The following is a 24,478-nucleotide window of genomic DNA, read 5'->3' on the forward strand; positions in this document are numbered from 1 at the left end:
GTCAGGCCAGACCGAGCTTCTCGGCCGCCGCGGCGGCGTCGATCGGCACGGTGACGGGCGCGGGTGCCCCCGCGATCGCCCACTCCGGGTCCTTCAACCCGTTGCCGGTGACGGTGCAGACGACCTGCTGACCGGCCGGGAGCCAGTCGTTCTCACGCGCCATGAGCAGGCCGGCGACGCTGGCCGCGGAGGCCGGCTCGACGAAGACACCCTCGCGGGAGGCGAGCAGTCGATAGGCGGCAAGGATCTGACGGTCCGTCACTGCCTCGATGCGGCCGCCGGATTCGTCACGCGCAGCCAGGGCGGAGTCCCAGGAGGCGGGGTTGCCGATGCGGATCGCGGTCGCGATCGTCTGCGGCTGCTTCACGACCTCGCCGGTGACCAGCGGCGCCGCGCCGGCGGCCTGGAAGCCGAGCATCCGCGGGCGACGGGTGGCCGGGCCGTCGGCCTCGTACTCGGTGTAGCCCTTCCAGTACGCGGTGATGTTGCCGGCGTTGCCGACCGGCAGCACGTGCACGTCGGGGGCGTCGCCGAGCGCGTCGACGATCTCGAACGCGGCGCTCTTCTGGCCCTCGAGCCGGAACGGGTTCACCGAGTTCACCAGCGCGACCGGGTAGTGCTCGGAGAGGTCGCGGGCCAGCGTGAGGCAGTCGTCGAAGTTGCCGTCGACCTGCAGGATCCGCGAGCCGTGGACGAGGGCCTGGCTCATCTTGCCGAGCGCGATCTTGCCCTGCGGGACGAGGACGGCGCAGACCATGCCGGCGCGCACCGCGTACGCGGCGGCGCTCGCGCTGGTGTTGCCGGTCGAGGCGCAGATGACCGCCTTCGCGCCCTCCTCCGCGGCCTTGGAGATCGCCATCGTCATGCCGCGGTCCTTGAAGGACCCGGTCGGGTTGGCGCCCTCGACCTTGAGGTGGACCTCGCAGCCGGTCATCTCCGAGAGCACCGGCGCGGGCACGAGCGGCGTGCCGCCCTCCCGCAGCGTGACGATCGGCGTCGCGTCGGTGACCGGCATCCGGTCGCGGTACTCGGTGATGACCCCACGCCACTGGTGGGTCATGGCCCCGCGGATCGAATCAGTGCTCACGACTCGAGATCTCCTTCGACCCGCATCACGCTGGCAACAGCCCGGACGGCATCCATGGTCCGCAGGTGCGCGACCGTCGCGGCCAGGGCCGAGTCCGGGGCGCGGTGGGTGACCACGACGAGGGTCGCGTCGTCGGCGTGGCCGTGCTGACGAACCGTCTGGATCGAGACGCCGTGCTCGGCGAACGCGGCGGCCACCTGCGCCAGCACGCCGGGCTTCTCGGCCACGTCGAGGCAGATGTAGTACCGGGTGATCGTCTCGCCCATCGGCCGCACCGCGAGCTGCGCGTAGGCCGACTCCCCCGGCCCGCGGCCGCCGACGACCTTGTGCCGCGCGACGGCGACGAGGTCGCCGAGGACGGCGCTCGCCGTCGGGCCGCCACCGGCGCCGCGGCCGTAGAACATGACCTGACCGGCCGCCTCGGCCTCGACGAACACCGCGTTGAATGCGTCGCCGACCCCGGCGAGGGGGTGGGAGCGCGGAATCATTGCCGGGTGCACCCGCACGCCGATCGTCGAGCCGTCCGGGGAGAGCTCGCAGATCGCGAGGAGCTTGATGACCGAGTTCATGTCGCGCGCGCTCGCGACGTCGGCGGCGCTGACCTCGGTGATGCCTTCGCGGTAGACGTCGGCCGCCGTCACGCGGCTGTGGAACGCGAGGCTGGCGAGGATCGCCGCCTTGGCCGCGGCGTCGAAGCCCTCGACGTCCGCGGAGGGGTCGGCCTCGGCGTAGCCGAGCGCACTCGCCTCCTCCAGCGCCTCGGTGAAGCCGGCGCCGGTCTCGTGCATCCGCGACAGGATGAAGTTGGTGGTGCCGTTGACGATGCCGAGCACGCGGTGGACCTGGTCCCCCACCATCGACTCGCGCAGCGGGCGCAGCAGCGGGATCGCCCCGGCGACCGCCGCCTCGTAGTAGAGGTCCACGCCGTGCTTCTCGGCGGCGGCGTACAGCGTCGCGCCGTCCTCGGCGAGCAGCGCCTTGTTCGCGCTGACCACGGACGCGCCGTGCTCCATCGCCGACAGGATCAGCGAGCGCGCGGGCTCGATCCCGCCGATGACCTCGACCACCACGTCACAGCCGCGGGTGACCAGCTCGGCGGAGTCGGTCGTGAACAGCGACTCGGGGACGCCGAGCTCGGCCGCCTTCTCTGGGATGCGCTTGGCGCGCCGGACGGCGATGCCGACCAGCTCCAACGGGGCACCCACCCGCTGCGTGAGGTCGTCGGCCTGCGTCTGGAGCTGCCGGACCACCTCGGTGCCGACCACTCCGCAGCCGAGAAGTCCTACTCGGATCGGGGCCATCACCTCCCCGCCCTTGCGGCGTTGCGCACTCATGTCGGGGATTCTTCCATCCGGACCGGCGAGCACCGGGCCCGCGCTCACCCGACGTCCAGTCGGGCCAGGTCCTCGTCGGTCTCCCGGCGGACGATCACGCGGGCCTCGCCGTCGCGCACGGCGACGACCGGGGGCCGGCCCAGCAGGTTGTAGTTGCTGGCCATCGACCGGCAGTAGGCCCCGGTCGCGGCGACGGCGACCAGGTCCCCGGGCGCGATGTCGGCCGGCAGGTAGAGGTCCCGGACGACGATGTCGCCGCTCTCGCAGTGCTTGCCGACCAGCCGCGACAGCGCCGGCGGGGCGTCCGAGGCGCGGGAGACGAGCGCTGCGGTGTAGCTGGCGTCGTACAGCGCGGTCCGGATGTTGTCGCTCATCCCGCCGTCGACGGAGACGTAGGCGCGGGTCGCTCCCCCGCTGACGGCGACCGGCTTGACCGTCCCGACCTCGTAGAGGGTCACCGTGCCGGGGCCGGCGATCGCGCGGCCGGGCTCGACCGACAGCCGCGGCACCGCCAGACCGGCGCTCGCGCAGGCCCGCTCGACGATCGCGACCAGCGACTTCGCCATGGCGGCGACGTCGGCCGGGTCGTCGTCGGAGGTGTAGGCGATGCCCAGCCCGCCGCCGAGGTCGAGCTCGGGCAGCTCGACGCCGTGCTCGTCCCGGATCGCCGAGGCCAGCCCGACCAGGCGGGAGGCGGCGACCTCGAAGCCGTCGGTGTCGAAGATCTGGGAGCCGATGTGCGAGTGCAGCCCGATCAGCTCCAGCGACGGGAGCATCAGGATGCGGCGGACCGCCTCGGCCGCCGCGCCGCCGGCGAGGGAGAACCCGAACTTCTGGTCCTCGTGGGCGGTGGCGATGAACTCGTGGGTGTGCGCCTCGACCCCGACCGTCACGCGGACCTGGACGCGGGCGCGGACGCCGCGCTCGCGGGCGACGTCGGCCAGGCGCACGATCTCGGCGAAGGAGTCGACGACGATCCGGCCGACCCCGGCGTCCAGGGCCGTCGCGAGCTCGGCGGTGGACTTGTTGTTGCCGTGGAAGGCGATGCGCTCGGTCGGGAATCCGGCACGGAGCGCGATCGCGAGCTCGCCGGAGCTGCAGACGTCGAGCCCGAGCCCCTCCTCCGCGACCCAGCGCGCCACCGCGCTGCAGAGGAAGGCCTTGCCCGCGTAGAAAACATCGGAGCCGGCGAAGGACTCGGCGTACGCGCGGGCCCGGGACCGGAAGTCGGACTCGTCCAGCAGGTAGGCGGGGGTGCCGAACTCGGCCGCGAGGTCACGGACGTCGAGACCGGCGAGGGTGCAGACCCCGTCGTCCCGGCGGCGGAAGTTCTGCGGCCAGACCAGCGGGTCGAGGGCGTTGAGGTCCTCCGGCGCGGCCGCGACCCCGTCGGCGTGCAGGACCTCGGCGTGCCGCGGCCCCGCGGGGTGCGCGGAGCGGCTCATGCGTTCACATCCGTTCCGGGGCGGAGACGCCGAGCATCGCGAGGCCGTTGGAGATCACCGTGCGCGTGGCGTCGTTGAGCCACAGGCGCGCCTTGTGCAGGTCGGAGATCTCCTCCTCCCCGCGGGGCAGGATCCGGCACCCGTCGTAGAACCGGTGATAGACGCCGGCGAGCTCCTCCAGGTACCGCGCGATCCGGTGCGGCTCGCGCAGCTCGGCGGCGGACGCGACGACCCGCGGGAAGTCGCCGAGCACCGCGAGCAGCCGCGCCTCGCGGTCGTCGGCGAGCAGCTCGGGGCGGAAGGACTCCGGCGCCGACCAGTCGATGCCGAGGTCCCGGGCGTTGGCGGCGACGCGGAAGGTCCGCGCGGCCACGTACTGGACGTAGTAGACCGGGTTCTCCGGCGCCTGCCGGGTGATCTCCTCGACGTCGATCGTCAACTGGCTGTCGGTCGAGGACCGGGCGAGCGTGTAGCGGGCGGCGTCGACGCCGACCAGGTCGACGAGGTCGTCGAGCGTGACGATCGTGCCCGCCCGCTTCGACATCTTCAGTTCCTGGCCACCCTGCAGCAGCTTGACCAGCTGCCCGATCAGGACGAGCACCGAGGTGTCCGGGTCGTCGCCGGCGCAGGCCGCGAGCGCCCGGAGCCGGCCGATGTAGCCGTGGTGGTCGGCGCCGAGCATGTAGATGCAGGTGTCGAAGCCACGGCCGCGCTTGTCGAGGTAGTACGCCGCGTCGGCGGCGAAGTAGGTCTTCTCCCCGTCGGCCTTGACCAGGACCCGGTCCTTGTCGTCGCCGAAGTCGGTGGTCCGCAGCCAGACCGCGCCGTCCTGGTCGTAGACGTGGCCCTGCTCGCGCAGGGTCGCGATCGCCAGATCGACCCGGCCGGACTCATGCAGGCTCCGCTCGGAGAACCAGACGTCGTAGTGGACGCCGAACTTCTCCAGGCTGGCCGCGATCTCGGCGAGCATCAGCCGGTAGCCACGCTCCCGGAACTCCGGCAGCGCCTCCTCGTCCGGGGCGTCGGCCAGGTGCGGGGCGGCCTCGAGGATCTTGGCGGCGATGTCGGCGATGTACTGCCCGCCGTAGCCGTCCTCGGGCGCCGGGAGCCCGCGGCCCGCCGCCACCAGGGACTGCGCGAACTTCTCCATCTGCACGCCGGCGTCGTTGATGTAGTACTCGCTCGCGACGTCGGCGCCCGCCGCCTCCAGGATCCGGCGCAGGCTGTCACCGACCGCCGCCCACCGCGTGTGTCCGAGGTGCACCGGGCCGGTCGGGTTCGCGGAGACGAACTCCAGGTTGACCCGCTGCTTGCGCAGGGCCTCGGACCGGCCGTAGGCGGTCCCGGCCAGCACGATCTGGTACGCGAGCCGGCCGGCCGCGCCCGAGTCGAGGGTGATGTTGAGGAAGCCCGGGCCGGCGACGTCGACCCGCTCGATGCCCGAGGCGCGGCGCAGGTGCTTGGCGAGGATCTCGCCGATCTCGCGCGGGGGCTTGCGGGCCGGCTTGGCCAGCTGCATGGCGACGTTGGTGGCGTAGTCCCCGTGCTCCCGGGTCTTGGTCCGCTCGACGTGGACCTCCCGGGGGACCTCAGCCTCAAGTTCACCGGCCTGCACCGCGGTGTACACGGCGATCTGGACGGCGTCAGCAAGCTCGGCGGGAGTCACCCGCGGAAGCCTAGTGGCCCGTCGAGGTCCGCTCTTCCGACTTCCGCGCCGGCTCGGCCGGGAGCGGCGGACGGACGGTGGCGCCCGCCACACGCCGGATCGTCGCGACGAGGTCCTGCGGCGCAAAAGGCTTGGTCAGGACGGCGTCGATGCCGATCTCGTCCGCCCGAACCCGGTCCCGCGGCGTCGCGGCGGCGGTGATCAGGACGAGCGGGATGTGTCGACTGTGTTCCGCCTCACGCAGCCGCGCGGCGGCCGTCAGTCCGTCGAGGGCCGGCATCACGAGGTCGAGCGTGATGACGTCCGGCGGGTTCGTGCGGACCATCGTCAGGCACTCCCGACCGTCAGCCGCCTGCTCGACCTCGAACCCCTCCAGCTCGAGGTTCAGGCGAATGAGGCGCCGCACGGGCTCGTCGTCGTCGACGACAAGCACGCGGAGGGTGGGTGTCCGCACTCTCGGAGACTATCGACGGCCGCACCGCCGTACGGGTGTTTTGCCCGATTTATGAGAACGGTGCGTTCTACGGAAAAGCTGCAGGGACATCCTGGAAAAACCCGGACAGTCCCGGCAGTATCCCCGCAAGGACCGTCGCGCCCCCGCCACGGCCCTGTTTCCCCGTACGCAACATCTCTCCCACGGAGTGGCTCATGCAGAGCAACAGCCCCGGTCGCCACCGCAAGCCCACCCGGACCGCCAAGTTCGCCGCCCGCACCGCCCTCACGGCCGGCGCCGCTTTCACTGCAGTCCTGGTCTCCGGTGGCGCCGCCACCGCCGCGACCCCCGACACCCAGCCCCAGTACCCCCTCCCCTGCACGGGGTACCCGATCGACTCGGTCCTCAAGGCGATCGCCGGCTCCTACTGCGGCAGCTGACCCTCAGCCCGGAGTTTGTAGTTCACGCCAAAGACCCCCGGTTTCGACCGGGGGTCTTTGCGTGTCCGGACCCCCCGGCCCGGGCTTGGCCCGCCCTTGATTGATGCCGGTCGTCTCCGCGCGTGTGCTGGAGGGAGGTCGGCAAGGGAGGTCTCATGGCTGGTCGTCACCGTCGCGCCGTCGTCGCCACCACCTCGGCGGCGCTGCTGATCGGAGGCCTCGCGGTCGTCGCCGCTCCCCCGGCCTCGGCCGCCTCCCGCGTGACGTTCTGCTTCACCTGGGAGGGCAACGGCACCGACGGCGTCCAGCGGTCCGGGACCCCGTACGTCGACGAACCGGTGTACCTCGTCCGCGTCGTGAACGGGAAGAAGCGGACGCTGCGCTCGGGTCGGACCGACCGCCGAGGTTGCGGCGAGTTCCGCACCCCGCGCAACGTGCGCGTCTTCGTCCGGGCGGCGACCGAGATCGGCCACACGAAGACCGGAGGTACCGCCGTCGACTTCTGGTCCGGCCGAACCCCCTCCGTCGCCCCCGGCGACTCTCCCGCCGTCCGCCGCGCCACCGTCACCAATCGAGGCAGCATCAGCGCGATCAGCCAACCGCGGCGGTAGATCGTTCGGCGCATCGGCGCCAAGGAAGAGTGTGTGCCCCCGGCAGGATTCGAACCTGCGCACCCGGCTCCGGAGGCCGATGCTCTATCCCCTGAGCTACGGGGGCTCGGGAACCCGGAGAGGTTATCGCACGCGTCGCGGTGGTCCGCGCGGGCTCGGCCGTGAACGACACGACACTGGCGCGGCGGCTCGGGAGGGAGGAGGCTGACGCCGCGGCCGATCTCGACCGCGCCACGAACGGTCGCCCGAGCCGGTTTCGAAGTCCTCCGGGTGCGCCGGTATCACCGCCGCGGTTCCTGCCCGTCGCGGCGCGGCGCACCTTGCTCGGACCGACCGTCACCCACGAGTGAGGGTCCTCATGAGACGCACTGCCGCTCTGACGACCGCCGCGCTGATCGCGCTGACGGCGTGTTCCAACGACGATGACGACGACCTCGAGAGTCTCGTGCCCGCTGCGGCGGACAGTCCCGTCGCAGCCGGGCCCCCCGCCGGCGACGGGCCCAGCCAGACGCTCGGAAACGGCAAGGTCTGGACGTACGTCACCTCAGCCGCCGGCCAGCCCGTCGAGGTGGGCGTCCGCTTCTCGGCCACCGCGTTGGAAGGCCTGGCCTCGGACACGCACGGGGATCTGCACCCGGTCGCGATGGTCCTCAACTTCCCGACCGACGCCGCGACCGGCGTGCTCGACCACGTCGAGCTCTACTGGAATCCGCAGGGCCACGAACCGCCGGGCGTGTGGGACAAGGCCCACTTCGACTACCACTTCTACCTGACCGACGAAGCCGCGGTGCGGGAGATCGTGCCCACCGCACCGGACTTCGCCGCGAAGGCGGCGAGAATCCCGGACGCGAAGTACATCGCCGCCGACTTCGTCGCCCCGCCCGGGACCGCGGTCGAGAACACGATCCCCGGTATGGGCCTGCACTGGTTGGACGGCACCGAGCCGCCGGTGCCCGGGCAGTACACCTTCACCGAGACGATGATTCACGGCTCGTACGACGGAGCCGTCACCTTCATCGAACCGATGATCACGCGCGAGTGGTTGCTGACGAAGCCCACGTTGAACGAGGCGATCAAGCAACCGCAGGCCTACCAGCGCACCGGCCTCTGGCCGACGACCTACAGCGTCCGGTTCGACTCCGCGACGAACGAGTACTCCGTCGCCCTCGGCGGCTTCGTCCAGCGCACATCGTCCTGAGCCGTCGCCGCGTCGCCCGCGGCGTCCGACGTCAAGAAGGGGTGACACCCCTTACTCCGTAGTAAGGGGTGTCACCCTTTCTTCACACGACCTGCACTGGAGATGACATCTCTTGTGCAGGTGCCGGTGGTGCTGATGAGGCGTCAGAGACGTTGCCGGGCTGGGTGATCCGGCGAAAACAGACTGTCGGTGGTGCCGTCTAGGTTCATCAGTGATGACGGGGACATCGACAACAGCAGGGATACCCACGCCGAGCGCGTGGGGCATCTCGTTGGGCATCGCACCCAGCAAGGCCGAGCGCGCGTCGATGACCGGGGCCGAGTCGGTCGCGCTGTTGCGCGCCGCTCAGCGGCAACTGAACGCCGCCCACGCGGTCTGGTTGGGCCTGGTGGCCGAGGTCGGATCCCGGGGGCTGGATTCCGCGGACGAGATCGTGCGCCTGGCGGCCCCGGACCGGTGGGGTGGGGACGAGGTCCGCACCGCGTTGCGGATCTCCGCGTACTCGGGCAACGAACTGCTCGACTTCGCCTGGGCCGTCGTGCGCCGCTTCCCGCGCCTGCACGCCGCGATGGCCGCGGGCGAGTTGAGCATCGAACGGGCCCGGGTGATCCATTTCTGGGTCCGGGACATGAGCGACGAGCACGCCAACACCGTGATCGACGAGGTCCTCGGGCACTGCTCGATCGACGCCGACCGCCCGTGGACCAGTGAGCAGATCGGGGCCCGGTGCCGCACACTCGGCATCCAGCTCGATCCGGACTGGGCCCAACGCCGATTTGAAGAGGCTCACCGGGAGCGGCGGGTGATCTCCTGGCGCAACGAGGACGGCACCGCCACCCTCGCCGCGCAGAACCAGGACCCCGCCCGGGTCGCTGCCGCGATCGCCCGAGTCCGCAAGCTGGCTGATGATGCGAAGCGGGACGGTGATCCGCGGCCGGTGGATCACCTGCGCTCGGAGATCGCGCTCAACCTGCTCGACGGCACCTACGCCGACCTCACCGACGACCAGATCCTGGCCCACCTCGCCACCACCCGCCCCACCGACGACGAGACGGACGAGACGGCCGACACCGACCAGACTGACGCGCGCGAAGAGCCCGAGCCGGAGCCGGCGCCCGCACCGCAGCCCGAGCCGGAGGCGGAGCCCGAGCCGGTGGCGGTGGCGCGGTCCCCGCACCGCGGGGTGCAGCTGACCGCGAAGGTCTCCACCCTGCTCGGGATGGACCGCGACCCCGCCGAGCTCGCCGGGCAGGGACCGATCCACGCCGAGTACGCCCGCAACCTCGCGAAGCAACTCTCGGCCGGGCAGTGGCGGTTCGCGGTCACCGGCCCCGACGGGTACGCGGTCTCCTCCGGACTGGTCACCGCGCGGCCGACCGGCTGGGAGCGGCGCCGGGCGGACGACCACGGCATCGTCGACCTGCTCATCCCCGCCGACCTGCTGGCCGCGCTCCTGGACGGCACGCTCACCAGCCCCGCACTCAAGCCCTGGTGGCCGGTACTGGAGGACATCGCCGACCACACCGCCACCGCGCCCACCGAGGACGAGGAGGCCGGGGACGAGGAGACCGGGGCCAAGGACGCCCGCCGCCGCTTCCCCCGCCAAGGACTACGCCGGGACACCCACCTGCGCATGACGACCTGCCAAGGCCCCGGCTGCCGCCTCCCCGCCGCCCGGTCCGAGATCGACCACACCCTCGACCACGCCCGCGGGGGCCTCACCCTCGCCGGGAACCTCGGACCCCTGTGCGAGCACGACCACGACCTCAAGACCAAAGGCGGCTGGCAACTCCTCCGGCTGTCCGACCGCAAGGTCCGCTGGATCACCCGCCTCGGCGCCGTCTACGACGTCGAAATCCCACCCCTGATCGAGCCCGACCGGCCCGGCCGAGCCAGAGCACCCGGGGACCGACCACAACCCCGCCCCGCACCCGACGAGCCAGCAGCCTGAGGCTCCCGGGGCGATGGCGGACGCCGGCGGCCGGGATCCAGCCCGGAGGACTCAGCCCGTGAGCGCGCGGTCGAGGATCGGGCCGACGTCGACGGAGCCGGGGAGCATGCCGTAGGTGTGACCACCCCCGCCGAGGCGGGAGGCGCAGAAGGCGTCGGCGACGGCGGGCGGGGCGTGGCGGACCAGGAGACTCCCCTGCAGCGCCAGGCACAGATCGGCGACGACGCGGCGGGCGGCGAATTCGGCGTCGCCCTCGGTCAGGCCGGCGAGGCGGGAGCGGGTCTCGGACAGGTGGGCGTCGAGGCGACGGTCCGCGCCGGCAGCGAGGTCGCACTCGGCGAGGAACGCCGGCAGGCACTCGGGCTCGCGGGTCAGGGCCCGCAGGACGTCGAGGGCGGCGACGTTGCCGGAGCCCTCCCAGATCGAGTTCAGCGGGGCGTCGCGGTAGATCCGCGGCAGGCCCGACTCCTCGATGTACCCGTTGCCGCCCAGGCACTCGAGCGCCTCGGCCGCGTGACCCGGCGCGCGCTTGCACACCCAGTACTTGGCCACCGCGGTCGCCAGGCGCCGGAAGGCGTTCGCGCCCTCCGCCCCGGCCGCACCCTCGTCGTACGAGCGGGCGACGCGCATCGCGAGCACCGTCGCCGCCTCGGACTCGACGGCGAGGTCCGCGAGCACGTTCCGCATCGCCGACTGCTCGACCAGCGGACGTCCGAAAGCCGAGCGGTGCCGCGCGTGGTGAACGGCCTGCGTCAGACCGGCGCGCATCGTCGCCGACGAGGAGATCAGGCAGTCGAGGCGGGTGTGGTTGACCATCTCGATGATCGTCGGGATCCCGCGGCCCTCGACGCCGACCATCCGGGCCGGGACGCGGTCGAACTCGACCTCCGAACTCGGCAGGCTCCGCGTCCCGAGCTTGTCCTTCAGCCGCTGCACGCGGAAGCCCGGGGCCGTGCGCTCGATGAAGAAGCACGAGACACCCGCAGCCGTCTGAGCGAGCGTCAGAAACGCGTCACAGCTGGGGTACGAGCAGAACCACTTGTGCCCGGTGATCTCCCACCAGCCGTCGCCGATCGGCTCCGCGCGGGTGGTGGACGCGCGCAGGTCGGACCCGCCCTGTTTCTCCGTCATCGCCATGCCCATGAGCGCGCCGTCGGCGTAGCTCGTGGACGTCAGACGGGGCTCCCACTCCGCGGCGATCTCCGGCTGCCGCCGCAACGCCGGCACGCCCGCGTACGTCATCGACACCGGGCACAGGACGCCCATGTCGAGTTCGATCCACATGCGCAGCAGCGCCGCGCGGACCACGTGGGCACCCGGACCCGGCGAACGCCACGGCAGGGACGTGATCTCGCGCTCGACGGCCTGCCCGAGCAGCCAGTGCCACGACGGGTCGAGCTCGACGGTGTCGACGCGGTTGCCGTAGCGGTCGTGCGTGTGCAGCACCGGCTCGTGGCGCTCCGCCCGCTCGGCGTGCTCCTGGGCCTCGGCGCTGCCCGCCGCCGCGCCCGCCGAGAGCAGCCGCTCGGTCCCCCACTCCCCGCCCTCGCGGGCGATCGCCTCGACCAAGGCCGGGTCGCCGGCGTAGAGGTTGTGCCCCACCAGCGGCGGGACCTGGTTGAGAACGTCGTGGGTGGAACGGGACCGGTCGAGCGTCGTCACGGCGAGCCTCTCGGGTCGGGAGAGCGTACTCGCCGGTAACTTAGCTCGCGTCCTCGGCGGTGTCCACGAGATCGGCCCAGTCGTCGTTCTTCTCCAGGAAACGCCGCACGTAGGGGCAGGTCGCGCGGATGCGCAGCCCGTCCTCCCGCGTCGTGTCCAGCGCCGCGCGGACGAGGACGCCCGCGAGTCCCTGCCCGGAGAACGCGTCGTCGACCTCGGTGTGGACGAACGTCCGGTGGCCGGTCTCCTCGGTGTACTCGGCCACGCCGGCAAGCTTGCCGTCGACGTGGATCTCGAACCGCCCCTCCTGCGGGGCGTTGCGAACGGTGACGTCCGGGCTGCTCTGCTCGCTCATCACCGCAGGCTACCCACGCCTCGCGCGGGCTACGCTGCGGCGATGACTGAACCTGTCGTACTGGGCCAGCGCGAGGTGCCGCTCGGCGGACCGCGCGACATGACGGTGCGACGGGCCCTCCCCCAGCGGTCGCGGTCGCTGATCGGTGCCTGGTGCTTCGTCGACCACTACGGACCCGACGACGTCGCGGTCACCGGCGGCATGGTGCTGCCGGGCCATCCGCACACCGGGCTGCAGACCGTCTCCTGGCTGTTCGCCGGCGAACTCGAGCACCGCGACACCTCCGGCGCCCACCAGGTCGTCCGCCCCGGGGAGGTCAACCTCATGACGGCGGGCTCCGGCATCGCCCACTCGGAGTTCTCGACGCCGAACACCTCGTTGCTGCACGGCGCCCAGTTGTGGGTGGCACTGCCTGAGTCCCATCGCAACACCGAGCGCCGACTCGACCACTACGCCCCGACGCCGTTCGACGTCGACGGCGCGCGCGTCAACGTCTTCCTCGGCGCGCTGTTCGGGACCAGCTCGCCGGTGCCCACGTTCACGGCTCTCACCGGCGCCGAGGTCGTCCTGCCGGCCGGCGCGACGCTGGAGATCCCCGTCCCGCGCACGCACGAGCACGGCCTGCTCTGCGACACCGGCACCGTCACCGCGGAGGCGCCGGGTGGGACCGTCACGGCGACGCGCGGCGAGATCGCCTTCGTGCCCACGGGCGCCGACGGGATCCGCGTCCGCGCCGGCAACGTGCCCACCCGGTTCCTGGTCCTCGGCGGCGAGCCGTTCGGGGAGCAGATCGTGATGTGGTGGAACTTCGTCGGCCGCAGCCACGAGGAGATCGTCGAGTTCCGTGAGGAGTGGCAGCGCCAGCACGCCCACCCGACGGACGACGGCCGGTTCGGCCGTTTCCCCGCCGCGTGGACGCACACGCTCCCCGCCCCGGAGTTGCCGAACGTGCGGATGCGCCTCCGCGGCTGACGTCGTTGGGTACCGTGCGGACAGCCCCGCTGCCCGAGAAGGAGAACGTGTGATCGACCAGTCCCGCCGGGATGCGATCGCGGCCAAGGTGGTCGGACGCACGCGCGAACTCGACCTCGTGCTCGCCGCCGTGAGCGCCGGCCGCGACATCCTGCTCGAAGGCCCGCCCGGCACGGGCAAGTCGACGCTGTTGCGGGCGATCACCGCGAACTGGGGCGTTCCGTTCGTCCTGGTCGAGGGCAACGCCGAGCTCACCGCGGCCCGCCTGGTCGGCCACCACAACCCGGCGCGGGTCCTCAAGGAGGACTACAGCGCGGACAACTTCGTCGCCGGTCCGCTGCTCGAAGCCATGCAGGGCGGCGGCTTCCTCTACATCGAGGAGTTCAACCGGGCTCCCGAGGACACGGTGAACGTCCTCCTCGCCGCCATGGCGGAACGTCAGATCGCCGTCCCGCGCGTGGGTCTGATCACCGCCAAGGACACCTTCCGCGTCGTCGCCTCGATGAACCCGTACGACTCGGTCGGCACCGCCCGGATCTCCGACTCGGTCTACGACCGCTGGTGCCGCCTCGCGGTCGGCTACCAGGACGCCGCCGAGGAGGAGGCGATCGTCGCCACCCGCACCGGGTGCACCGACGACCGCCTCGTTGCCGACGCCGTCGCGATCACGCGCGCCACCCGCGGGCACAAGGAACTGCGGCGCGGGTCGTCCGTGCGCGGGGCGATCGACCTGACCGCGATCGCGTCCGAACTCACCGGCCTGGCCACCGGCACCGACGCCGAGGAGGCGCATCGCAACCGCGTCCTCGACGCCGCGTTGCTCGCGCTGTCCGCCCGTATCTCGCTCGACGAGGCCAGCGACCGTACCCCCGAGGACGTCATCCGGGACATCTGGGAGCGCCATTTTTTCTGAGGGCCCGGCGCAGCCCGGGCGGTAACAGCGTTCTCCTCGACGACCCCGACGGCTTCCCCTCCGACAACCCGCTGCGGGAAGGGCTCGCACCGTTGCGGCGTCGGCCCAAGAAGCTGACGGAGATGCCGTCGCTGTTCGGCGGCGGTGGGCCGCCGTTGGTGCTCGACCTCGGCGCGGACCGCGACGCCGAGACCGGCGGCCCTCCCCCGCCGGGGTCGCAGCGCACCGTCGTCACCGCGCAGGCGGGTTCCTGGCGGGATGTCGGCGACCTGCTCGAGGAACGGGAGCCGGACCCGGAGATCGATCGGATGGCCCGTCAGATCTCGCGCAACCTGGCGCTGCGCCGGACCTGGCGGGACGCCGACGTGGCCGCGGGCTCGGGCCGGCCGATCTCGGTGCCGTACCACTACCGCTCCGACGAGATCGACCTCGACCGAACGCTGGAGGTCCTCACCGAGCGCCCCGTGCCCGAGGACACGGACATCATCGTGCGCGAGTCGGTGCGCCGCAGCATCGACGTCGTGCTCATGGTCGACGTCTCCGGGTCGATGCGCGGCGAGAAGGTGCGGGTGGCCGCCGCGACCGTCGCCGCCCTGTCCAGCGCCCTCTCCGGCCCGGGCGCCGGGCACCGCCTCGCCCTCGTCGGGTTCTGGTCGGACGCCGCACTCCTGGAGCCGCTGACCGGCAACACCTCCCCCGTCGTCCTGCTCGACCGCCTGCTGCGGATCCCCGCGCGCGGACTGACGAACGTCCACTTCGCCCTCACCGTCGGCGACGCGGTGCTGAAGACCTCGGGCGCCCGCCGGCAGGTCGGCGTGCTGCTCACCGACGCCGTGCACAACGCCGGGCCCGACCCACGGGACGTCGCCCGCCGGTTCCGGGAACTGCACGTCCTGCTGCAGACCGACGGCGAGCACGACCGCGACCTCGGCCGGGACATCGCCAAGCTCGGCAAGGGCATGACCGCCCCGATCCGGACCCATCGCGACGTCGCCCCGGCTCTGAACCGGGTACTGGGCCGGGGCTGACGCGGCGTCGGTCAGAGCGCGTGCATGAGCTCCACGAGCCGCGGCAGCTGACCGCCGAGGACGCGGGCGGTCTCCTCAGGCGCGTAGGTGGTGCCGGTGACGTCGCCGAGGACGATGTGCTCCAGCCCCACCTCCGCGTACGGCTTGAGCCGGGCGGCGATCTCGTCGGCGTTGCCGAACCAGGCGAGTTCCTCGACGAGCTCGACCGGGATGCGCTTGGCCGTCTCGCGCAGGGCCTTCGGGTCCAGCTCGTGCGGAATCAGGTCGATCTGGCCACGGCAGTTCGGACCGCCGGGGTGCTCGACGCCGTAGCGGTCCCACACGTACGCCGGCAGGTAGTACGCGATCAGCTTGACGACCGGCACGTCCTCCAGCACACCGAGCACGGAGTCCCGGGAGTCACCGAAGATGACGGCCGGGACCATCGACGCCGTCGGTGCCGGGCGGCCGGCGCGCTCGGCGGCCTCGCGCACCGCCTGATACTGCGCCGCGTACTCCTCCGGCGGGCTGGGCAACGGCAGCCAGCCGTCGGCGTAACGGCCCGTCAGCTCCAGCATCCGCGGCATCTTCGCCGCGACCCAGACCTCGGGCACGCCCTTCGGACCCGAGCGGTCCAGACCGATGCGACCCGAACCGCTCGGCATGTTGCCGGTGTCGAGCAGCGAGCGGATGTCGCGCAGCGCCGCCTCGAGCCGGTCGACCGGACGCTTGTAGTCGTAGCCGTAGGGCACGAGCGACTCGGCCTCACCCGAGCCCAGACCGAGGACGAACCCGCCCCGGCAGGCGTCGTTCACGGTCAGGGCGGCGCGGGCCAGGTCCGGCCCGGCACGGCGGACGGCGTCGGTGACGGACAGCCCGAAGCGCAGGTCCGTGCCACCGCCGAGGGCGGCCGCCACGCAGAACGGGTCGAGGAACGCGTCCGGGTCGGGCAGCGCGGAGGCGGCCGGGAACTCGGACCACAGGGCCGGGTGGGTCAGGCCCATCATGTGGTCGAGCACCCAGACGTCGTCGACCCCGAGCGCCTCTGCGCCGCGGAGGGCCATCTCGTTGAGCGCGATCGAGTGGACGGTCGGCAGCAGCAGTCCGAGCTTCACGAAGTTCTCCCGAGGAGTTCGACGGTGCCGGCGTTCCCGTCGACGCGGATGCGATCGCCGGTACGCAGGGTGTGCATGGCCGTGCGGGTGTTGACCACGCACGGGATTCCGAGCTCGCGGGCGACGACCGCGGTGTGGCTCATCAGGCCGCCGATGTCGGAGACCAGGCCGCCGGACAGGAACATCAGCGACGCCCACGCCGGGTCGGTGTGACGGGCAATCAGGATGTCGCCGTCCTCGATGTCGGCCCCGGCGGGGTCCTCGAGGACGAGCGCTCGACCCTCGACCACACCGGGGCTCGCGCCGATGCCGGTGATGGTGCCCGCCGTCGCCTCTGGCGCCGGGGCCGGCTCGGGCTCCCCCACCCAGAACTCGGGCAGGTCGAGCGTGCGGTACTTCTCGTACGCCGCCCGACGCTCGGCGACCAGCTCCATGGCGTGCGCCGGCCAGCCGGTCCGCAGCTCGTCGAGGGTGAAGAAGAAGATGTCCTCGCGGTCGAGCAGGCGGCCGTCCGCGACGGCCAGCTCACCGAGCCGACGGGCCGCCATGCGGGTCACGTCAACGCCCTGCAGGAACGCCACCTTGCCGACGCCGCGCAGGGGCAGGTACGTGCCGGCGAGCTTCAGCGCGGTGCGGGCCAGCGGCTTGCGCGCGGCCGACGTCGCGGCCAGCAGCTTCGCCTCCAACTCGTGCCGCCGCCGCTGCTGGGCCGCTTCGACGGCCTCGGGGTTCTCGGACTCCGGCTGCGCCGCGTAGGCCTCGACCAGCTTGTGCACCGGCGTCGGGTTCTCACGCCACGTCGTGATCGAGATGTCGCCCTCGCGCGGGCCGTGGTAGCCGTAGTCCGCGACGAACCGCTCGACCGGCAGTCGGCCGCGCGAGCACGCCCACAGGTCGCGCACCATCGCCGTCTCCTCGTGCCCGCCGTGTCCTCCGGCGAGGTCCTGCGGCGTGAGGTCGGTGCCGGCGCAGATCTTGGCGAGCAGGTCGTACACCGGCTGCACCGCGCCGAGCGTGAGCACCGTGTGGTGGTAGATGACCTGCCGGAACTCGTCCGCGCCGGTGATCAGCAGCGCCCGGGCCCCGGCCTCGTCGAGACCGTCGACGCGCGCGACCGCGTCGGACCACACGCCCTGCATGCGGGTCCGGCTGGCGCGGATCGCCTTCGGGCCACGCACCCACGGGACGCCGGCCCGGACCGCGACGCGCGGGTAGTACCGCCGCTGCGGCCGTGAGACGTAGTCCGGCGGGACGAACGTGAAGATCTGACGTGCCATCGCATCGCCGCTGGTGCCGGGGATCCGGTCGGCCCAGGCGCAGAGGATGTCCAACTGCAGCGCGATCCGGCCGTAGAACGCGGAGAACAGCCGGTCCTCCGACGCCGTCGGCACGGCGGTCTCGTCCCGGTTCAGCGCACCCAGGGTGTGGAACGCGCGGCGCAGGCCCTCCTCACCGGCGGGGCCCCAGATCGACCAGCCCAGCGGCGTCTGCACACCGGGCACCGCCTCACCGACGTTGGTCGTCGTCCAGGACGAACCCGGCCGCGACCGACCGTGGAGCGGGTCCTCGACTCGCGGGCTCGTCATCGGGCGGCGCCCAGGTTCTCGCGCTGGTGACGGCGGATCACGTTGATGTCGAACCAGTCCTGGTTCTCGCCCCACCCGTGCTCGCCGTCGATCTCCCACTCGGCCAGGCACCACTGCATGTGCCAGAGGCTGTGCCACTTCAGGCAGTTGCGGACGCGCGAGACGGCACGCATCTCGCGACCGTGCTCGTCCTCCAGGAGCAGCTCGACGCGCCGCGGACGGCCGTCCGGCTCCCGCTCCAGCACGACGCGCCGGCCACCGGTGATCTGCCCGAGCTTGCCGTCCTGGACGAAGTGGCCGTAGCCGATGCGGTCGACCGAACTCGCGGTGACCGGGGCGGTCGGGTCGGGCCGCGCCGAGGTGACCGCGAACGACGTCCGCTCCGACGCCCAGCCGTAGTCGAATCCGCCGCCGGACTGGTTGCGCGCCGGGCCCGGACGCAGGCCGCGCGAGTGGTCACGGAACGCGTGGCAGTCGACCGGGATCGTCTCGCCGCGCAGGGTGATCGTGCCGGTGACCGAGCCGAGCTGCTCGTAGTGCACCGAGCCCCAGACCTCGAAGCCGTCGGCGTCGCTGTTCGAGTAGTGCAGGTTCGGCGGGTGGTACGCGCCCTCCCACAGCAGGTCGAGCTGCATCTCGTCGCCGGCGTAGCCGAGCTTGTACCGCTTGAGCGGTTCGAGCAGCTCGCAGCTCATCCCGTTGCCCAGCCGGAAGTTGAACATGTCCGTGTCCGGCGCCATCGGGTTGAAGTGGTACCACTCCGAGAACAGGCAGTTGTGGGTCTCCGTGCCGACCGCGTCCCACAGCGCGACCCCGGCGGAGGTCAGCTTCATGTTGGGCCGGTGCCAGACGTAGAAGTACCCGTTGATGTCCAGCTCGGGGACCATGAAGGTGAACAGGCCGGACTCGTTCCAGAACGGGTCCTCCGGGCGCGGATGGTGCGCCCAGGAGTCGTCCTCGGGAACGATCTCGCGGGTGCGGTCGGCAGTGGTCATGTCGCGGGCACCGAGTCTTTCTGCGGGATTTATTTACGCTGTATCAATAAATCTGTTCGTACCGTAGGCTCGGAGTGTGACGGTGTCAACGACGGGTTCGCGCCGGCCGCGGGGACGCCCCAAGAAGGTCACCGTGGCCGAGATCGCCGACGCCGCGTTGACCCTCCTCGACGGCGAGGGTCTCGACGCCGTGAGCTTCCGCCGGGTTGCGGCCGAGCTCGGCGTCAGCCACATGACGTTGTACAGCTACCTCGACTCGAAAGAGGCGCTGCTCGACGTGATGGTCGGACGGGCGCTGGAGGTCCCGGAGCTGACGCACCCTCAGGGCGATTGGGCACAGAGCCTGCGCGAGGTCCTGGTCGAGATCCACGACGCCCTGGTCGCCCGGCCGGGGATCGCCCAGCTGATCATCACCACCTCCCTCGACGGGCCGTGGGTGATCGCGGTCCGCGACCGCCTGGTCGGCCTGCTGCGCCCGGCCGGCTTCACCCGCGCCCAGTCCGTCGACGCGATCAGCGTGCTGGTCAACTACGTCCTCGGGACCGCCCTCGTCGAGGCGAGTCGCGGAAGTGGCGCCTCGCCCCGCGCGTTCACCACGGGCCTCGACCTGCTCATCGACGGCCTCCGTCGCCGGGTTGAGGACTCCGCGTCGGGCTGAGCAGGGGCTGGGTAATCTTCGACCCCATGACCTTCGCCGAGGCCACCGCCGTCTCCGCCACCGGCCCCGGCCGCTACACCGCCGAGCTGACCCCGTACTGGAGCGCCTTCGGCAACCCGAACGGCGGTTACCTGGCGGCGATCACCGCGCGGGCCGCGCTGGCCGAGACCGGGCGCGAGCACCCCCAGTCCGTCTCCACGACGTTCTTCAAGGCCTCCCGCCCGGGACCGGCCGAGCTCGAGGTGACCGTCAACGGCACGGGCCGCACGCTGTCCAACGCGCGGGTGCTGCTCCGGCAGAACGGCGTCATGATCCTGGAGTCGACGGTCGTCTGCACCGACACCCCGACCGACGACGTGCCGGCGGACCCGTCCGCCCTCCCGGTCGACGAGAGCCGGTGCGCGGCGCCGGGCATCCGTCCCGGTACCGGTCCCTCGATCCTCGACAGCGTCTCGGTCCGCTACCCCCCGGGTTTCGGGCCCCGCGACGTCGTGAGCCCGGAGCGCCCCGACGCCGTCGTGACGGCCTGGGTCCGCCTGCTCACCGGCGAGGACCCCGACCCGTTCGTCGCGATCGTGGCGGCCGACGCCCTGGTCCCGACGCCGTTCCAGCTCGGCTACGTCGGCTGGTCGCCGACGGTCTCGATGACCTGGCACCTGCGCACGCGGCCGGCCCCCGGCCCGCTCGCCGTCACGGTGTCCGCCGGGCAGGTGACGCCCGCGGACGGGTGGTTCGACGAGCGCGCCGTCGTGCGCGACAGCGCCGGCCGGACCGTCGCCCACGCCTGGCAGATCGCGCGCCTGACGAAGGGAATGCCCGAGGCAGCGCCGGAGGGGTCGGCCTAGGCCGGCACCGGCTCCACGGCCGGCGTCGCCGCCGCGGTGCGCGCCTCCGCCTGCGCGGCCAGCAGGGCACAGAACGCCATGGCCGCCATCCAGCCGCCGAACGTGAACAGCGGGATCCAGTACGAGATCACGCCGTGGTACGCGAACGGGCCGGAGTGGAAGAACAGCAGCACCACGCCCGGCAGGAGCAGCAGCGCCACCCACACGCAGACGTAGCCGAGCCAGCGCGGGTAGACCGGCCGGGCCGAGCGGTCCCCCAGCACGGCGGCGCCGATCGCCAGCGCCTGGGTCGAGAACACCGGTGCGGTCAGGAACGCCATGAACCATCCGACGTCGTGCAGCAGCTGCAGGCTCTCGCCGGAGCGCTCCGGCCGGAACGCGGCGGCGGTGAGGAAGACCGCGAACAGCGTCAGGAGGACGAAGGTCGTGGTGCCGGTGACGGCGAACAGCGCGGTCAGCACCGGACGCGGACCCTCGAAGCGCAGCATCTGCACACTGACCACCGCCACGACCGCGGCCCACCCGACGACCGCGACGAGCAGGATCAGCAGGCCGGCGCGGATGCGGTCCGGGTCGCCGTAGAACGCGGCGAACTCGTCGGTCGTCCAGTTCGCGTCCGGCGGCACGAAGTAGTCGGCGATGAGGAACGCCGGCGGGATCATCAGCACCCCGATGAGGCCGGCCAGCGCACACGCGATCTGACTCCGTGTATTCATGGCCGGCACGCTAGCGGCCCACACCCGTCGCGGGGAACCTCTGATTCGCCGTCAGCGGAAGTCGCGCGAACGGGTGCCGACGGCCATCTCGAGGCGGACGAAGTTCTCCGCGACCAGGCTGATGACCCCCTCGGAGCGCTCCAGGCGGCCGCGGATGACCAGCGCCGCGGAGTCGCGCGCGATCCGCCGGTGCCGGGCCCACGCCCCCGGGGAGCAGATGACGTTGAGCATCCCGGTCTCGTCCTCGAGGTTGAGGAAGATCGTCCCCGCCGCGGTCTGCGGCTGCTGACGATGCGTCACCACACCGGCGACCCGGACCTTCGAGCGGTCCGGCGTCGAGGCGAGGGCGGAGATCGGGAGGATGTCGGGGTTCAGGTGCGTCCGCATGTTCTCCATCGGGTGCCCGTCCGGGGTGATGCCGGTGGCCCACAGGTCGGCCATCGTCAGCTCGACCTGCTCCAGCTCCGGCAGCCGCGGGGCGCGGTGCCCGACCACCGTGCCGGCGATCTGGTCCGGCCCGGTCTGCGCGACGGCCCCCGCCGCCCACAGCGCCTCCCGGCGCGCGAGCCCGAGACTGTCGAACGCCCCCGCGGTGGAGAGCGCCTCGATGTGGGCCGCGCCGGCCTGCGTCCGCCGCGCGAAGTCGGCGAGGTCGGCGTACGGGCCGTTCGCGCGCCGCTCGGCCTCGATCCGCTCGGCGAGGTCGTCACCGATCGAGCGGACCCCGGAGAGTCCGAGCCGGATCGCGGCCCTCCCCCAGGACGTCTCCGGCTCGTGGTTCCCCGGCCCGGCCGGCTCCAGGCTCGCCCCCGCGGCGGAGAGGTTGACGTCCGGCCGCAGCACCTCGACCCCGTGGCGGCGCGCGTCGGCGACCAGCGACTGCGGTGAGTAGAACCCCATCGGCTGCGCGTTGAGCAGCGCGGCACAGAACGCGGCCGGGTACCGCAGCTTCTGCCACGAGCTGGCGTAGACCAGCAGCGCGAAGCTGATCGAGTGGCTCTCGGCGAAGCCGAAGTTCGCGAACGCCGCGATCAGGTTGAAGATCGTGTCCGCGGTCTCGCCGGTGATGCCGTGCGTCCGGCGCATGCCCTCGTAGAGCTCCGCGCGCAGTTCGGCGACGCGCTCCGGGGACCGCTTCGACCCGACCGCGCGGCGGACCCGGTCGGCCTGCTCGGGGGTGCAACCGGCGGCGTCGACCACCATCTGCATGAGCTGTTCCTGGAACATCGGGACGCCGAGCGTGCGCCGCAGGCAGTTCTCCAGCGACGGGTGCGGGTAGGTGATCGGCTCCTTGCCCGCCCGGCGGCGGATGAACGGGTGCACCGACCCGCCCTGGATCGGCCCCGGCCGGATCAGCGCGATCTCCAGCACGAGGTCGTAGAAGCAGCGCGGCCGCAGGCGCGGCAGCGTCGCCATCTGCGCCCGGGACTCGACCTGGAACACCCCGACCGAGTCCGCCCGGCAGAGCATCTCGTAGACCTCGGGGTCCTCCTTCGGCATCGACTGGAGCGTCCACTCCGTGCCGTGGAAGTCGCGGATCAGGTCGAAGCAGCCGTGCAGCGCCGAGAGCATCCCGAGTCCGAGCAGGTCGAACTTGACGAGGTTGACCAGCGGCGAGGCGCAGTCGTCCTTGTCCCACTGGATGACGGTGCGGTTCTCCATCCGCGCCCACTCGACCGGGACGACCTCGACCACCGGGCGGTCGCAGATCACCATCCCCCCGGAGTGGATGCCCAGGTGCCGCGGGAACTTCGCCACCTGCCCGGCCAGTTCGAGCACGTCCGCCGGCATGTCGTCGGTGTCGGCCATGTCGCCGCTGTAGCGGTGCACCTCCTTGGCGAAGGCGTCCTGGGCACCGGTCGAGTACCCGAGCGCCTTGGCCATGTCCCGCACCGCCGAGCGCGGCCGGTAGGAGATGACGTTCGCGACCTGCGCCGCGTGCTTGCGCCCGTAGCGGGAGTAGACGTGCTGGATGACCTCCTCCCGGCGGCCGGACTCGATGTCGATGTCGATGTCCGGCGGCTCGCCGCGTTCCGGGGAGAGGAAGCGTTCGAAGAGCAGTTGGTAGTAGACGGCGTCGACGGCGGTGATGCCGAGCGCGTAACAGACCGCGGAGTTCGCCGCCGAGCCCCGGCCCTGGCAGAGGATGTTCCGGCTGCGCGCGAAGTCGACGATCTCGTGGACGATGAGGAAGTAGCCCGGGAAGTCCAGCTTCTCGATCATCGCGAGCTCGTGGTCGATCTGCGCCCACGCCCCCGGCTGGGTCTCCGCCTCCCGCGGGCCGTAGCGCTCCCGGGCCCCGCGGTAGGTGAGTTCGCGCAGCCAGCTCATCGCGGTGTGCCCCGCCGGGACCGGGAAGTCCGGCAGCCGCGGCCGGATCAGCGAGAGGTTGAACGCGCACTCCTGCCCGAGGGCGTGCGCAGCCGCGACCGCGCCGGGGTACCGCGCGAACCGTGCCGCCATCTCCGCCCCGGAGTGCAGGTGCGCGGTCCCGGCCGCGGGCAGCCAGCCGGCCAGCTCGTCGAGACTGCGCCGGGCCCGCACGGCCGCGAGGGCGGTGGCGAGCCGGCGCCGCTCCGGGGTCGCGTAGTGGACGTTGCCGGTCGCGACGGCCGGGAGCCGGAACCGCCGGGCCAGGCCGGCGAGCGCGTCGAGCCGCGCGTCGTCGTCGGGGTAGCCGTGGGCGGTGAGTTCGATGGCGACGTGGTCCCGACCGAACAGGGCGACGAGCCGGTCGAGCTCGCGCGCCGCCGCCTCCTCGCCGCCGTGCGGCCCCTTCCTCGTCAGCGCCGCCGGTACCGCGCCCTTCCGGCACCCGGTGAGGATCAGCCAGTGCCCGTCGGCCGCGGCCGCGACCTCCTCGAGGTGATGGATCGGGCGGCCCTTCTCCCCACCCCGCGCGTGACCTTCGCTGATCACGGTGGACAGGCGGGCGTACCCGTCCGGGTCCCGCGCGAGGACGAGCAGATGCGTCCCCTCCGGGTCCGGGACGCCGTTCTGAGCCTTCGTCAGACCGAGCGAGAGCTCCGAGCCGAAGATCGTCGACAGCCCGTGCCTCTCCGCCGCCTCCGCGAACCGGACGACGCCGTAGAACCCGTCGTGATCGGTGATCGCGAGCCCGGTCAGCCCGAGCCGCACCGCCTCCTCGACCAGCTCCTCCGGGTGGCTCGCCCCGTCGAGGAAGCTGAAGTTCGAGTGCGCGTGCAGCTCGGCGTAGGGCACGACGTCGGTCGCGCGCTCGATCTCCTTCGGCCGGTACGGGGCCCGCCGGTAGCTCCCCGGCCGCTCCACCTCCGGCCCGAACGCCAGCTTCTGCCCGTTGGGGGCCCGGTTCTCGGGGGGCCGGTTCTCCCCGTTCGGCGGGAACTTCCCGGAGAGCCGCTTCTCCAGCTCCCGCCACGGCATCGGCGGGTTCTCCCACCCCATCTACCCCCGCCTCCCCTCTGCGGGATGACGTCCCTGGGGAGCCCTTGTCGGCCCGCAGGAGGG

Annotated in this window: 21 protein-coding genes and 1 tRNA gene; 9 read left to right on the top strand and 13 right to left on the bottom strand. The window is 72.2% G+C overall.

Annotated elements, in window-relative coordinates; translation table 11 throughout:
• Position 1 precedes the first annotated feature (1 nt).
• The 5 genes from thrC to ABD401_RS20925 all read right to left on the bottom strand — a co-directional run bounded on the left by thrC (position 2) and on the right by ABD401_RS20925 (position 5,986).
• On the bottom strand, positions 2 to 1,060 hold the full coding sequence (gene thrC / locus ABD401_RS20905; protein ID WP_344608442.1) for a threonine synthase: 1,059 nt from the start codon (positions 1,058 to 1,060) through the stop codon (positions 2 to 4).
• Positions 1,061 to 1,083: 23 nt separating this feature from the next.
• The gene (locus ABD401_RS20910; RefSeq protein ID WP_344608444.1) at positions 1,084 to 2,388 is read right to left on the bottom strand and encodes a homoserine dehydrogenase; all 1,305 of its coding nucleotides are present in this window, start codon (positions 2,386 to 2,388) and stop codon (positions 1,084 to 1,086) included.
• A 77-nt stretch (positions 2,389 to 2,465) separates the two neighbouring features.
• On the bottom strand, positions 2,466 to 3,866 hold the full coding sequence (lysA, locus tag ABD401_RS20915) for a diaminopimelate decarboxylase (RefSeq protein WP_344608359.1): 1,401 nt from the start codon (positions 3,864 to 3,866) through the stop codon (positions 2,466 to 2,468).
• A gap of 4 nt (positions 3,867 to 3,870) precedes the next feature.
• Positions 3,871 to 5,532: an arginine--tRNA ligase gene (gene argS / locus ABD401_RS20920; RefSeq protein WP_344608361.1), complete on the bottom strand. Its 1,662-nt coding sequence runs from the start codon at positions 5,530 to 5,532 to the stop codon at positions 3,871 to 3,873.
• A 10-nt stretch (positions 5,533 to 5,542) separates the two neighbouring features.
• Positions 5,543 to 5,986, bottom strand: a complete 444-nt coding sequence (locus ABD401_RS20925) for a response regulator (RefSeq protein WP_344608363.1) — start codon at positions 5,984 to 5,986, stop codon at positions 5,543 to 5,545.
• Between the two features lie 194 nt (positions 5,987 to 6,180).
• On the opposite strand from ABD401_RS20925, the gene ABD401_RS20930 reads away from it, so the two are divergent.
• Positions 6,181 to 6,405, top strand: coding sequence for a hypothetical protein (locus ABD401_RS20930; protein WP_344608365.1), 225 nt, complete (start codon positions 6,181 to 6,183; stop codon positions 6,403 to 6,405).
• A 155-nt stretch (positions 6,406 to 6,560) separates the two neighbouring features.
• Positions 6,561 to 7,016 carry a hypothetical protein gene (locus ABD401_RS20935; protein WP_344608367.1) on the top strand — a complete coding sequence of 152 codons (456 nt, stop codon included), beginning with the start codon at positions 6,561 to 6,563 and terminating at the stop codon, positions 7,014 to 7,016.
• Between the two features lie 34 nt (positions 7,017 to 7,050).
• Here the strand turns inward: ABD401_RS20935 and ABD401_RS20940 are convergent.
• Positions 7,051 to 7,122 (bottom strand) — tRNA-Arg (locus ABD401_RS20940).
• A gap of 252 nt (positions 7,123 to 7,374) precedes the next feature.
• Here ABD401_RS20940 and ABD401_RS20945 point away from each other — a divergent pair.
• Together ABD401_RS20945 and ABD401_RS20950 are read left to right on the top strand one after the other, a co-directional pair.
• A complete protein-coding gene (locus tag ABD401_RS20945) occupies positions 7,375 to 8,214 on the top strand; it encodes a DUF5602 domain-containing protein (protein WP_344608369.1) in 840 nt (279 codons plus the stop codon).
• Between the two features lie 307 nt (positions 8,215 to 8,521).
• Positions 8,522 to 10,165: an HNH endonuclease signature motif containing protein gene (locus tag ABD401_RS20950; protein WP_344608446.1), complete on the top strand. Its 1,644-nt coding sequence runs from the start codon at positions 8,522 to 8,524 to the stop codon at positions 10,163 to 10,165.
• Between the two features lie 51 nt (positions 10,166 to 10,216).
• Here the strand turns inward: ABD401_RS20950 and ABD401_RS20955 are convergent, their stop codons facing one another.
• Together ABD401_RS20955 and ABD401_RS20960 are read right to left on the bottom strand one after the other, a co-directional pair.
• Positions 10,217 to 11,827, bottom strand: coding sequence for an acyl-CoA dehydrogenase family protein (locus ABD401_RS20955; RefSeq protein ID WP_344608371.1), 1,611 nt, complete (start codon positions 11,825 to 11,827; stop codon positions 10,217 to 10,219).
• Positions 11,828 to 11,867: 40 nt separating this feature from the next.
• Positions 11,868 to 12,182, bottom strand: a complete 315-nt coding sequence (locus ABD401_RS20960; RefSeq protein ID WP_344608373.1) for a GNAT family N-acetyltransferase — start codon at positions 12,180 to 12,182, stop codon at positions 11,868 to 11,870.
• Positions 12,183 to 12,224: 42 nt separating this feature from the next.
• Here ABD401_RS20960 and ABD401_RS20965 point away from each other — a divergent pair, with 42 nt between their 5' ends.
• The 3 genes from ABD401_RS20965 to ABD401_RS20975 all read left to right on the top strand — a co-directional run bounded on the left by ABD401_RS20965 (position 12,225) and on the right by ABD401_RS20975 (position 15,095).
• On the top strand, positions 12,225 to 13,154 hold the full coding sequence (locus ABD401_RS20965; RefSeq protein WP_344608375.1) for a pirin family protein: 930 nt from the start codon (positions 12,225 to 12,227) through the stop codon (positions 13,152 to 13,154).
• Between the two features lie 49 nt (positions 13,155 to 13,203).
• Positions 13,204 to 14,067, top strand: a complete 864-nt coding sequence (locus ABD401_RS20970; protein ID WP_344608377.1) for an AAA family ATPase — start codon at positions 13,204 to 13,206, stop codon at positions 14,065 to 14,067.
• A 122-nt stretch (positions 14,068 to 14,189) separates the two neighbouring features.
• The gene (locus ABD401_RS20975) at positions 14,190 to 15,095 is read left to right on the top strand and encodes a vWA domain-containing protein (protein ID WP_344608379.1); all 906 of its coding nucleotides are present in this window, start codon (positions 14,190 to 14,192) and stop codon (positions 15,093 to 15,095) included.
• A gap of 11 nt (positions 15,096 to 15,106) precedes the next feature.
• Here the strand turns inward: ABD401_RS20975 and ABD401_RS20980 are convergent, their stop codons facing one another.
• The 3 genes from ABD401_RS20980 to ABD401_RS20990 are packed head-to-tail and all read right to left on the bottom strand — an operon-like array spanning position 15,107 to position 18,770.
• Positions 15,107 to 16,189 carry an LLM class flavin-dependent oxidoreductase gene (locus ABD401_RS20980; protein ID WP_344608381.1) on the bottom strand — a complete coding sequence of 361 codons (1,083 nt, stop codon included), beginning with the start codon at positions 16,187 to 16,189 and terminating at the stop codon, positions 15,107 to 15,109.
• A complete protein-coding gene (locus ABD401_RS20985) occupies positions 16,186 to 17,775 on the bottom strand; it encodes a PEP-utilizing enzyme (protein WP_344608382.1) in 1,590 nt (529 codons plus the stop codon). The genes ABD401_RS20980 and ABD401_RS20985 overlap by 4 nt, the downstream gene beginning before the upstream one ends.
• Complete coding sequence (locus ABD401_RS20990) at positions 17,772 to 18,770, bottom strand: DUF7065 domain-containing protein (RefSeq protein ID WP_344608384.1); 999 nt, start codon at positions 18,768 to 18,770, stop codon at positions 17,772 to 17,774. The genes ABD401_RS20985 and ABD401_RS20990 overlap by 4 nt, the downstream gene beginning before the upstream one ends.
• 133 nt (positions 18,771 to 18,903) lie before the next feature.
• On the opposite strand from ABD401_RS20990, the gene ABD401_RS20995 reads away from it, so the two are divergent.
• Together ABD401_RS20995 and ABD401_RS21000 are read left to right on the top strand one after the other, a co-directional pair.
• On the top strand, positions 18,904 to 19,428 hold the full coding sequence (locus ABD401_RS20995; protein WP_344608386.1) for a TetR/AcrR family transcriptional regulator: 525 nt from the start codon (positions 18,904 to 18,906) through the stop codon (positions 19,426 to 19,428).
• Positions 19,429 to 19,454: 26 nt separating this feature from the next.
• Positions 19,455 to 20,273 carry a thioesterase family protein gene (locus tag ABD401_RS21000; protein WP_344608388.1) on the top strand — a complete coding sequence of 273 codons (819 nt, stop codon included), beginning with the start codon at positions 19,455 to 19,457 and terminating at the stop codon, positions 20,271 to 20,273.
• On the opposite strand, the gene ABD401_RS21005 is transcribed toward ABD401_RS21000, so the two are convergent.
• Both ABD401_RS21005 and ABD401_RS21010 read right to left on the bottom strand, forming a co-directional pair.
• A complete protein-coding gene (locus ABD401_RS21005; protein WP_344608390.1) occupies positions 20,270 to 20,989 on the bottom strand; it encodes a hypothetical protein in 720 nt (239 codons plus the stop codon). The two genes, ABD401_RS21000 and ABD401_RS21005, sit on opposite strands and share 4 nt — an antisense overlap.
• Before the next feature lie 51 nt (positions 20,990 to 21,040).
• Positions 21,041 to 24,415, bottom strand: a complete 3,375-nt coding sequence (locus ABD401_RS21010) for an error-prone DNA polymerase (RefSeq protein ID WP_344608392.1) — start codon at positions 24,413 to 24,415, stop codon at positions 21,041 to 21,043.
• Positions 24,416 to 24,478 lie beyond the last annotated feature (63 nt).

Source organism: Sporichthya brevicatena (genome assembly GCF_039525035.1).
GTDB classification, from domain to species: domain Bacteria; phylum Actinomycetota; class Actinomycetes; order Sporichthyales; family Sporichthyaceae; genus Sporichthya; species Sporichthya brevicatena.

What these genes read in the sequence shown, in the direction of transcription:
- thrC (WP_344608442.1), bottom strand. Translation starts at nt 1,060, where the DNA reads ATGACCCACCAGTGGCGTGGGGTCATCACCGAGTACCGCGACCGGATG.
- ABD401_RS20935 (WP_344608367.1), top strand. Translation starts at nt 6,561, where the DNA reads ATGGCTGGTCGTCACCGTCGCGCCGTCGTCGCCACCACCTCGGCGGCG.
- ABD401_RS21005 (WP_344608390.1), bottom strand. Translation starts at nt 20,989, where the DNA reads ATGAATACACGGAGTCAGATCGCGTGTGCGCTGGCCGGCCTCATCGGG.
- ABD401_RS21010 (WP_344608392.1), bottom strand. Translation starts at nt 24,415, where the DNA reads ATGGGGTGGGAGAACCCGCCGATGCCGTGGCGGGAGCTGGAGAAGCGG.
- ABD401_RS20990 (WP_344608384.1), bottom strand. Translation starts at nt 18,770, where the DNA reads ATGACCACTGCCGACCGCACCCGCGAGATCGTTCCCGAGGACGACTCC.
- ABD401_RS20950 (WP_344608446.1), top strand. Translation starts at nt 8,522, where the DNA reads ATGACCGGGGCCGAGTCGGTCGCGCTGTTGCGCGCCGCTCAGCGGCAA.
- ABD401_RS20945 (WP_344608369.1), top strand. Translation starts at nt 7,375, where the DNA reads ATGAGACGCACTGCCGCTCTGACGACCGCCGCGCTGATCGCGCTGACG.
- ABD401_RS20975 (WP_344608379.1), top strand. Translation starts at nt 14,190, where the DNA reads ATGCCGTCGCTGTTCGGCGGCGGTGGGCCGCCGTTGGTGCTCGACCTC.
- lysA (WP_344608359.1), bottom strand. Translation starts at nt 3,866, where the DNA reads ATGAGCCGCTCCGCGCACCCCGCGGGGCCGCGGCACGCCGAGGTCCTG.
- ABD401_RS20985 (WP_344608382.1), bottom strand. Translation starts at nt 17,775, where the DNA reads ATGACGAGCCCGCGAGTCGAGGACCCGCTCCACGGTCGGTCGCGGCCG.
- ABD401_RS20965 (WP_344608375.1), top strand. Translation starts at nt 12,225, where the DNA reads ATGACTGAACCTGTCGTACTGGGCCAGCGCGAGGTGCCGCTCGGCGGA.
- ABD401_RS20910 (WP_344608444.1), bottom strand. Translation starts at nt 2,388, where the DNA reads ATGGCCCCGATCCGAGTAGGACTTCTCGGCTGCGGAGTGGTCGGCACC.
- ABD401_RS20930 (WP_344608365.1), top strand. Translation starts at nt 6,181, where the DNA reads ATGCAGAGCAACAGCCCCGGTCGCCACCGCAAGCCCACCCGGACCGCC.
- ABD401_RS20960 (WP_344608373.1), bottom strand. Translation starts at nt 12,182, where the DNA reads ATGAGCGAGCAGAGCAGCCCGGACGTCACCGTTCGCAACGCCCCGCAG.
- ABD401_RS21000 (WP_344608388.1), top strand. Translation starts at nt 19,455, where the DNA reads ATGACCTTCGCCGAGGCCACCGCCGTCTCCGCCACCGGCCCCGGCCGC.